This window comes from Lactobacillus xujianguonis (assembly GCF_004009905.1).
Classification (GTDB): domain Bacteria; phylum Bacillota; class Bacilli; order Lactobacillales; family Lactobacillaceae; genus Lactobacillus; species Lactobacillus xujianguonis.
Map to the genome: position 1 here is coordinate 25,846 of NZ_ML136890.1, position 8,754 is coordinate 34,599.

Below are 8,754 nucleotides of genomic sequence, written 5' to 3' on the forward strand. Positions count from 1 at the left end.
CATTTATAGAAGGAAAATTAATGATTTCGAGTTGCTATTTGGTGCAGGATTAATTCCATTAATTTTTGACTTAACTATGGATATAATTAGTCAAATATTTTTCACTTTATTTTCCGTGGCAAGACATCCACGTATTTTAATTGGACTATTTACAATATTTATGTATTTTATTGCCTTCTCAATAATCAAAAAAATACATAAGAAAATACATGGCTAATTGGTTTCTAATAATAAAAAATTGGTATTGAGTTTGGTAGGATATTTTTATATTTCTGTTTTAGTGGTCTTTATTATTAATGTTTATATAAATAATAAGAGTGTAACTGCAATAATCTTTTCAATTTTGTTGGTATTACAATTATTATTTATGGCTTTAATTTTCTATTTTATTCTTGGACTGCAAAAACAGTATATAAAAAACAAAGAACAGGAAATGGAAAAGAATCACCAACGTCAATTAGAAGAATATGCCGGTTACCTTGAACAGAGTGAGGACGAACTTCGAGCTTTTAGACATGATTACCGCAATATGTTTAATTCGTTAAAAGTGAGTGCTCAAGAAGGTAACGTTCAAGAAGTTATCGATAAGCTGGACAAGTATACTCAAACAAATCTTAATTCACAGGCCTTGTTGAAATACAAAGATGTTAATCATGTTCATGTGAAGTCAATTAAAAGTATTATTATTTCGAAATTGACGGAAATGTACAATCTTGGAATTAAATATAATTTCGAATGTCGTAAAGGAATTTACTCTTTGCCAGATCATGTAGATGAATTGGACTTAGTCAGAATCATCGGCATTACTTGCGATAATGCGATTGAAGAGAGCAAAGCTTTGATGGGTGATGGTAAGAAGAATCAAGCTGATATTCAGATTATGTTCTATTCCGCTGAGTCAGGTGAATTTGAGTACGAAATTAGGAATAAGACTCGTAAGAGTAAAATTTCGGTCAAGCAAATTCAAAAGCAAGGCTTTACAACTAAGAAAAATCATCAAGGGTTAGGTTTAGCTAATGTCAAGCAGATTGAAGCTAAATATCCTGACATGGATATTTCTTATACTGTTGAAAATGATTGGTTTGACTTTTACATAACAATTGATACGGAAGATGGTGAGTAAATGAAATGCCCAATAATAATTTGTGATGATGATCGTAGTCTAGCTGATGAACTATCAGGAGATATTAATTCTGCCATGCAAAACATGCAAGATGACAATTCAAATTATGAGCAGATTGATGCTAAAGTGGCATTTATTGCTAATACCTTTGAACAAGTAGTGGGTTACACTGTGGCGAAAGATATTAAAGGTGGTATTTACTTTCTCGATATTGAGTTGAGTCAGAATTCTGAAGCTAAGAATGGTGTTGATTTGGCTGAATTTATTAAGAAGCAAGATCCATATTCTCAAATTATCTTTGTTACCGCTTATGATAAATACGCACCTTTAACTTATCGTCGCCGAATTGGAGCAATTGACTATATTAATAAATCTTTGCCAAGAGATACTATTATTCATCGCCTGGAAGAGACACTTCATGATGCGTTTGATCGCTTAACAAATGATTACAAAGCAGGTGTCAAAAGCTTTACTTATCAAATTGGCCGGAGAGTCCAAAAAGTTAACCAAGATTCTATTTACTATATTGAAAACAGCCTCACCCAACATAAAGTTCATATGATAACTGAAAATGGTGAGAGTGAATTCAAAGGTAATATTTCTCAATTGGACGATGACAACCCTTTCTTAATCAAGGTTTCGCAGTCTTGTGTTGTAAATCCTGAAAATATTGATGCAGTCAATATTTCTAAGCGAACGATTACCTTCCCCAATGGGGATCAGATTGTCTTCTCAAGAAATAAGAAACAGATTGTTAAAAACTTACTGAATAAGTATCCGGATATTTCAACGAAGTAGAGGGGCAAAAATGTTAATTCAATATAAATCACAATATGTTCCTCAAGTAGATGAGTCTGATTGTGGTGTTGCGTGCTTAGCAATGATCTTCAAAAAGTATCATTCAAATATCTCACTAGCACATTTGCGGCATTGTGCTAGGACTAATCTTGAAGGAACAACTGCGTTAGGCTTAGTTAAGACAGCGCAACAATTTAATTTTAAAACTGAAGCGGTCAAGGCTGACATGTCCTTATTTGAAATGAATGATATCCAGTATCCATTCATTGTACATGTTCTGAAGCATGGAGAACTGTTACACTACTATGTTGTTTTAAAAAGTACAAAGAAATATCTGATAATCGCAGATCCAGATCCTGATGTTGGCTTAACAAAGATGGCAAAAGATAAGTTTGCCCAAGAATGGAGTGGAGTTGCTCTATTTATGGTGCCTAACGATAACTTCAAGCCAATCACCGAAAAAAAGAAAAATCTTTTATCTCTATTTCCTTATATGTTTAAACAAAAGCGGCTAGTGACTAACATCATCTTAGCCGCTTTATTAATGACTATCATTAGTATTTGTAGTTCATATTTTCTACAAGGCTTGATTGATACCTACATTCCAAATGGAACATATGAAACTCTTTCCATTCTTGCAATTGGCTTACTTATCGCCTATGTGTTTAATTCAATTTTCTCATATGGCCAAGATTTCTTATTGAATGTCTTAGGACAAAGGTTAAGTATTGATCTTAACTTGCAATATATTCGTCATCTTTTTGAACTACCGATGGAATTCTTCGTTACGCGAAAGACTGGTGAAATTACCTCACGGTTTTCTGATGCTAGTCGGATTATTGATGCTTTAGCAAGTACAGTAATTTCGCTCTTCCTAGATTTGTCAATCGTGATTGTGATGGGAATCGTTTTGGCAATTCAGAATATGACCTTGTTTGCGGTTACGCTATTATCCTTACCTGTTTATGCAGTGGTCATTCTCAGCTTTACTCGAAAATTCGAGAAGCTCAACAATGATCAGATGGAGAGTAATGCAGTGTTAAGCTCTTCAGTTATTGAAGATATTCAAGGAATCGAAACTATTAAAGCCTTAAATAGTGAAAATACTCGTTATCGGAGAATTGATAATCAATTCGTCAATTATTTGAAGAAGTCCTTTAAATATAGCAAGACTGAATCACTGCAAACAGCACTAAAAACATTCATCCAATTATCCCTGAATGTCATAATTTTGTGGATCGGAGCCAAGGTTGTGATGAAGGGACAAATGAGTATTGGTCAGTTGATGACTTATAATGCACTTTTATCATATTTCATTGATCCTTTGCAGAATATTATTAATCTGCAGCCTACTTTGCAATCTGCTAATGTTGCGCAAAATCGTCTTAATGAAGTTTATATGGTGAAGAGTGAGTTCAAGAAGAATTCACATATTAATCAGTATGAGCAATTAAATGGTCCGATTGAATACCAACACGTGGATTATCACTATGGCTATGGGGTCGATGTTTTAAAAGACATTAATTTGCAAATTAAGCCTAATGATAAATTAGCAATCGTGGGAATGAGTGGCTCAGGGAAGTCAACCATGGTAAAGTTATTAGTTGATTTCTTCTCACCAAGTAAGGGTAACGTAACCTTTAATGGCTGGAAAACGACTGAGATTGATAAACATGTTTTGCGTTCATATGTTAACTATGTTCCACAAAGTCCGTATGTCTTCTCTGGCACCATCAAAGAAAATTTGCTCTTAGGTAGTCGCCCTAATCTTACTGAAGAAGATGTATTAAGAGCTTGTCGTATTGCTGAGATTGATCATGAGATTCAGAATCTTCCTCTTCAGTTTGAAACTAAAATGGATGAAAATGCGAAGATCCTATCTGGCGGTCAAAAACAAAGATTAACTATCGCTCGTGCATTATTATCTCCTGCTAAAGTTCTTATCTTTGATGAAGTGACTAGCGGACTAGATACAATTACTGAGAAAAAGGTAGTTGATAATTTGATGAATTTGACTGATAAGACGATTATCTTCATTGCGCATCGATTAGCGATTGCCGAAAGAACAAATAATATTGTTGTCATTGATCATGGTCAAATCGTGGAGCATGGCAGTCACGATGCACTTATGCAAAAGCATGGCTTCTACTATGATCTAGTTAAAGAATAGGAGCAATCATTATGGATGATAAAAACTATGATAGTAGTGAATTCTATTCCTATAAATTTAAGAATTTTTCGACGATGACTATTGCTCCAATGGCGATTTTGGTAATTCTTTTGCTAATTGGCTCTTTCTTTGCAGTTAAACAAAATGTTGTGAAATCAATGGGAATAGTTGAACCTAAGCAGGTATTAAACGTGCCCATTTCTAAATATCATGAAGGTCAAATCATCAAGAAGAATAAGCAAGTTAAGTTATTAGATAATCAAAAGCAGAAACTGAAATCTGACAGAATTGTTCATCGTGATGAAAATAAAAAGGTTGCCTATCTAATGCCAAGGATTACTAACCATAAGAAGTTGCAGCTAGTAAGTTATTTGCCTGGAAGTCAAATAACTGCAATTGCCAAGGGACAGACTGTATATTTTCAAGTCCCTAACGCTCAGGGAAATACACTACGATTAAAAGGCAAAGTCACACGAGTAGATACCTATCCTGTAACTATTCATAAACAAAGTGTCTATCAAGTTCTAGCAACTGTTAAGGCTACAAGTGTTGATAAACTTAGATATGGGATGCAGGGAGACTTGACCATTATTACAGGTAAAACAACCTACTTCAATTACATTAAAGATAAAGTTCTAAATCAATAGTTTATAAAGCTGGTCGAATGATCAGCTTTTTGTTTTGGGGAAAGTAACCGAATCAGTCTAGTTATCGTTCATTTCGCTCGGCTTTCTGTATGAGGCTCGAAGAAATGCTATTTTTTAATTGGAATAATCTATGGAAAGGACGTCTTTTATGAAAAAGAAGAAAATTATTACTTTAATGCTTAGCCCAGTTGTCTTATTGATGATGAACACAGCAGTTGTACACGCAGATGAGGTCTCACCTGATAATACAACTCAAGTCGAGCAGAAGAGTGCCCAGAGTGAACAAACACCAACTGAAGCGCAGAAACAAACTAAAACTAAAACTGCGGATAACACGGAGAAAACTACCGATAACAGTTTAGCTACATCTAATGAGGATAACAGCGAAAATTCTATTGATAGTAAAGACAGTGATGATCAGGCAGAGAAGCCTGATCAACATGAATCTTCATCTGAAGATAATTCAGACGAAGATGAAGACGATGAGGATATTACTATTGACGAGTATCAAGACAATGTGAAAGATATTCATCGCGTGAATATGGTTCAAGTTAAGGATTTAATTGCTAAGAAGGATAATCAAGATCGATTATTATACATTGGTCGTCCAACTTGCTACTATTGTCGCCAATTCTCTCCAACACTGAAAGAATTTAATAAGTTGGTTAAGGGCAAGCTTTTATATTTTGACATTGATGCCGAGAAAGGCGCCTATGAATATGCCTTTAAGGAAATAGGCATTCCTGGTACGCCAACCACGATGAGATTTATGAATAATCAGATTATCAGTGCTTGGATTGGTGGAGAGAAAACTGCACAAGAGTTGTATGATTTTTTGTATTCACCTGAATCTAACGAGATTGCTGAAAAAGTGATTATTAAGGAAAAGAAGCCAACTCCAAAAGATGAGGTGACAAAGGATAAAAAGCCAGTTGAATCTGTAACTAAGAGCAAGGATATTAGTACAAAAGATAAGTCGTATGCTAATACTGTTTCAGATATCGAAAAAGTGATTCAAGAATATGAGACTAATGATGATAGTTCAAGTAAAGATGTATTGGTTATTAATATTAGACCGAATACTCTCTTTGCTAATGCCTTTATTGTAATGAGTTCAAAAATTGATCTTAGCAAAGTAGCTAGTTTGTATTTAAAGCAATTCAAAATCAATCAGATTCAGTATGAGGTGGTTTACCATAAGTCGAAGAAAGGTAAGCATAATGGTCATAAAAAGAGTACCAGAGTCACTAAGACGACTAAATTACATGAACACAAAGTTTATTCAAAGTAGACTGATTTGAAATTAAAAAGCAAAATAAGTCATAAAACAGGCAGAATTGTGCAACTAAGCCATGAGCAGTCTTAGATTTGTTACTATAAATTTGCAAGTTGAAGGAAAGAAAAACTTGTAAAGAGAAAACATTAGGAGGTATTTAAAATGGAAATTTTGGCAAAGTCTACGTTGCGTGAAGTGATTGGAGGCGTAAGCAGACGAAATAAGGTAAAACATTGTGGCATGGATATTTTAAAAGGTGCCAAGACAGGGGCAACGATTTTTGCACCTCTTGGAGTAGGAGGTGTAGTAGGTGGAGCAAATGCTGGACTAATTGTCGGCTCTGGTTTTTGTGTTGGCTATCTTTTAAAAAATAGATAATGATGGAGGTAATCAATATGTGTAATTATTATTTGAAACTCAAAGAAAATGAGTTGAACAAAGTACTAGGTGGTATTAGCAAACGGAATAAGGTAAAGAGATGTGCTAAAGAAATTTTTGGTAGTGCTGCAACTGGTGCTGCTAGTGGAGCTGTGAGAGGGACGTTTGTTGAGCCGGGGTATGGTACTTTAGGTGGAGCTCTTATGGGAGCTGCAGGTGGAATATTTAGTGGAGGAGCAATGTGTGTTGGTGATGTAGCATATCATCATTGGCATTAATACCTTATTTAGAAAGATAAATTAATGGATAAAAAATTTATAAAGAAGTGCACAATTATTGTATTTTTTTCCACTATATTTTTGATTTTTTTATCGTGGCTTTATAGTGGATTTTCAATTATATTTTTTACTAGTTGGAAATTTGTCTTGGCAATAATTTTATCTTTCGTTTTTAGCATAATTCTTCTCCCAGTTATTATTTCTTTTGATTCAATGATATTCGAGGAAAAGAAGCCTTTAACTACAAAAAGAAGAGTAGCTGCATTAATTTTATGTTTTGCACTTCTACTTTTTGACGTTATTTTGAATAAGTTGCTTGGATTTAAAACAAGTTGGATAAATTATGCGATTGATGTAACTTTTATTTTATTCTTGTTTATAATTTAGGTCATGAAGTAATTCATTTTCTAATATATTAACAACTGTTTTTTAAGGTCAATAAATATCAAATCAGTCTTAAAATAGGCCGATTTGGTATTTTTTTGTTTTGAGGGATGCTTCCTTGTTAAACTAAAGAAAAAAATATAATTTTATGCAATAATTATTATTGAATAAAGCCAACAAAATACTTATTTACAATCAATAATTATTGATATACAATAAAATTAAAAGATGGATTAATTTTAGGAACAGATTTGATAAAAATGGGTTGGCTATTTGTGTTGCTGACGTAGCATATTATCATTAACAACTTCTTTAGAAAGGGAAAAATTATGGATAGAAAATTTACGAAGAAATGCACAATTATTGTATTGATTTCCACGATTTTATTGCTTTTTTTATCATGGATCGATAACGGGTTTTCAATTCATTTTTTTACTAGTTGGAATTTTACTTTAGAAATAGTTTTGTCTTTCGTTTTTAGTATAATTTTCCTTCCATTTATAATTTATTTCAGTTCAGTGCTGTCAAGTGAGAGAAAACCTTTAACCGTCAAGAGAAAAGCAGTTTCATTAATTATCTGTGTTGGACTTATACTTTTTGACATTATTTTGAATAAATTACTTGGGGTTAAAGAAAGTTCGGTAAATTATGCTATTGATGCGATTATTATGATAGTGATTTTTATGCTTTAGGTTATGAAGATGTTTTGAGGCTATCTGATTTTAAAAAGAATAAATGAAGAAAAAGGAGGAGTAAATATGATTACTGGTAAACTAATTTTCGAAATTATCTATATTCTGCAATTTGTCTTCCATATAATTTATATCAGTTTTCAAATGATTCAACATAATCCATTGGAACCAACTTATTTGCTCCTTGCTGGTACTATCATGATAGCGACATCTCTAATCTTCATTTCAATTAACAAAGGGTAGTCAAAGGAGTAAAAAATGCTGAGTATAAATTATCTGCCAATTTGTATTTTTGTTGTTGATGTACTGATGTTTATTATTTTTTCAGTAAGGTTGCATCAGTTACTTCACATTACTAGTGACATGTCAATTTTATTAATGGGTTGCATATTCACATACATGTTTAATGAATTTTCGATTGAACATGCTTCAAAGGCTTTGTTTTTTGCAATGATCGTGATTACGTTAGCACTTGCCGCTAGAATTTGGGATCAATATCGCTCATTAAAATTAATTAGGATACCAAATTAGTCTTAAAATGGACTGATTTGGTATTTTTACGTTTTAAGGGATGCTTTCTTGCTAAACTGATGGTAAAGAGAGAAAAATACGATTTTTTCAATAAATGTTATTGACTAAAGCTAACAAAATACTTATTTGCAGTGATTATTTATTGTAATACAATAAAGACGGAAGGCGGGTGGAAAGAATGAAAAAAGAATACACTTTTTGGATTCTGGCAGGTCTGATCCTCATCATCGGCATTGTTGATCTTGTTCGATATTCATTCAGCGACTTCTTAACGTTGGAAGGTATAATCGCTTTAATTCTGGTGCTTTTTCCGATAGTCAACGCGATTGTGATGACCTTTAGTCAAGCGGCTGAAAGTTGAAAGCACTAAAACGGGCCAGATTCCTTATGGGATCCGGCTTTGTTATGCCTAATTTAGTTTTTAGGCGGGCTCTTCTAACGCATTTTGAATACATTTGGGCAACATAGAAATAAAGT

8 protein-coding genes are annotated in these 8,754 nt (G+C 33.3%); all 8 read left to right on the forward strand.

The features are described 5' to 3' along the window. Nucleotides 1-433: 433 nt before the first annotated feature. Nucleotides 434-1,123: a GHKL domain-containing protein gene (locus EJK17_RS11865; RefSeq protein ID WP_236629365.1), complete on the forward strand. Its 690-nt coding sequence runs from the start codon at nucleotides 434-436 to the stop codon at nucleotides 1,121-1,123. Further along, entirely contained in the window at nucleotides 1,124-1,921 is a 798-nt protein-coding gene (locus EJK17_RS08215) for a LytR/AlgR family response regulator transcription factor (RefSeq protein WP_103662096.1), read from the forward strand. Between the two features lie 10 nt (nucleotides 1,922-1,931). Continuing rightward, nucleotides 1,932-4,091 carry a peptide cleavage/export ABC transporter gene (locus EJK17_RS08220; RefSeq protein WP_127796338.1) on the forward strand — a complete coding sequence of 720 codons (2,160 nt, stop codon included), beginning with the start codon at nucleotides 1,932-1,934 and terminating at the stop codon, nucleotides 4,089-4,091. A gap of 11 nt (nucleotides 4,092-4,102) precedes the next feature. Beyond that, nucleotides 4,103-4,738, forward strand: a complete 636-nt coding sequence (locus tag EJK17_RS08225) for an HlyD family efflux transporter periplasmic adaptor subunit (protein ID WP_127796339.1) — start codon at nucleotides 4,103-4,105, stop codon at nucleotides 4,736-4,738. A 148-nt stretch (nucleotides 4,739-4,886) separates the two neighbouring features. Beyond that, a complete protein-coding gene (locus EJK17_RS08230; RefSeq protein ID WP_103662099.1) occupies nucleotides 4,887-6,029 on the forward strand; it encodes a DUF6568 family protein in 1,143 nt (380 codons plus the stop codon). A gap of 147 nt (nucleotides 6,030-6,176) precedes the next feature. Then, on the forward strand, nucleotides 6,177-6,392 hold the full coding sequence (locus tag EJK17_RS08235) for a Blp family class II bacteriocin (protein WP_103662100.1): 216 nt from the start codon (nucleotides 6,177-6,179) through the stop codon (nucleotides 6,390-6,392). 17 nt (nucleotides 6,393-6,409) lie between these two features. Then, a complete protein-coding gene (locus tag EJK17_RS08240; protein WP_161494920.1) occupies nucleotides 6,410-6,670 on the forward strand; it encodes a Blp family class II bacteriocin in 261 nt (86 codons plus the stop codon). A gap of 1,785 nt (nucleotides 6,671-8,455) precedes the next feature. Further along, nucleotides 8,456-8,638 (forward strand): hypothetical protein, encoded by a 183-nt coding sequence (locus EJK17_RS08245; protein WP_103662714.1) that lies wholly within the window; start codon nucleotides 8,456-8,458, stop codon nucleotides 8,636-8,638. Nucleotides 8,639-8,754 lie beyond the last annotated feature (116 nt).

What these genes read in the sequence shown, in the direction of transcription:
- EJK17_RS11865 (WP_236629365.1), top strand. Translation starts at nt 434, where the DNA reads ATGGAAAAGAATCACCAACGTCAATTAGAAGAATATGCCGGTTACCTT.
- EJK17_RS08225 (WP_127796339.1), top strand. Translation starts at nt 4,103, where the DNA reads ATGGATGATAAAAACTATGATAGTAGTGAATTCTATTCCTATAAATTT.
- EJK17_RS08245 (WP_103662714.1), top strand. Translation starts at nt 8,456, where the DNA reads ATGAAAAAAGAATACACTTTTTGGATTCTGGCAGGTCTGATCCTCATC.
- EJK17_RS08240 (WP_161494920.1), top strand. Translation starts at nt 6,410, where the DNA reads ATGTGTAATTATTATTTGAAACTCAAAGAAAATGAGTTGAACAAAGTA.
- EJK17_RS08215 (WP_103662096.1), top strand. Translation starts at nt 1,124, where the DNA reads ATGAAATGCCCAATAATAATTTGTGATGATGATCGTAGTCTAGCTGAT.
- EJK17_RS08230 (WP_103662099.1), top strand. Translation starts at nt 4,887, where the DNA reads ATGAAAAAGAAGAAAATTATTACTTTAATGCTTAGCCCAGTTGTCTTA.
- EJK17_RS08235 (WP_103662100.1), top strand. Translation starts at nt 6,177, where the DNA reads ATGGAAATTTTGGCAAAGTCTACGTTGCGTGAAGTGATTGGAGGCGTA.
- EJK17_RS08220 (WP_127796338.1), top strand. Translation starts at nt 1,932, where the DNA reads ATGTTAATTCAATATAAATCACAATATGTTCCTCAAGTAGATGAGTCT.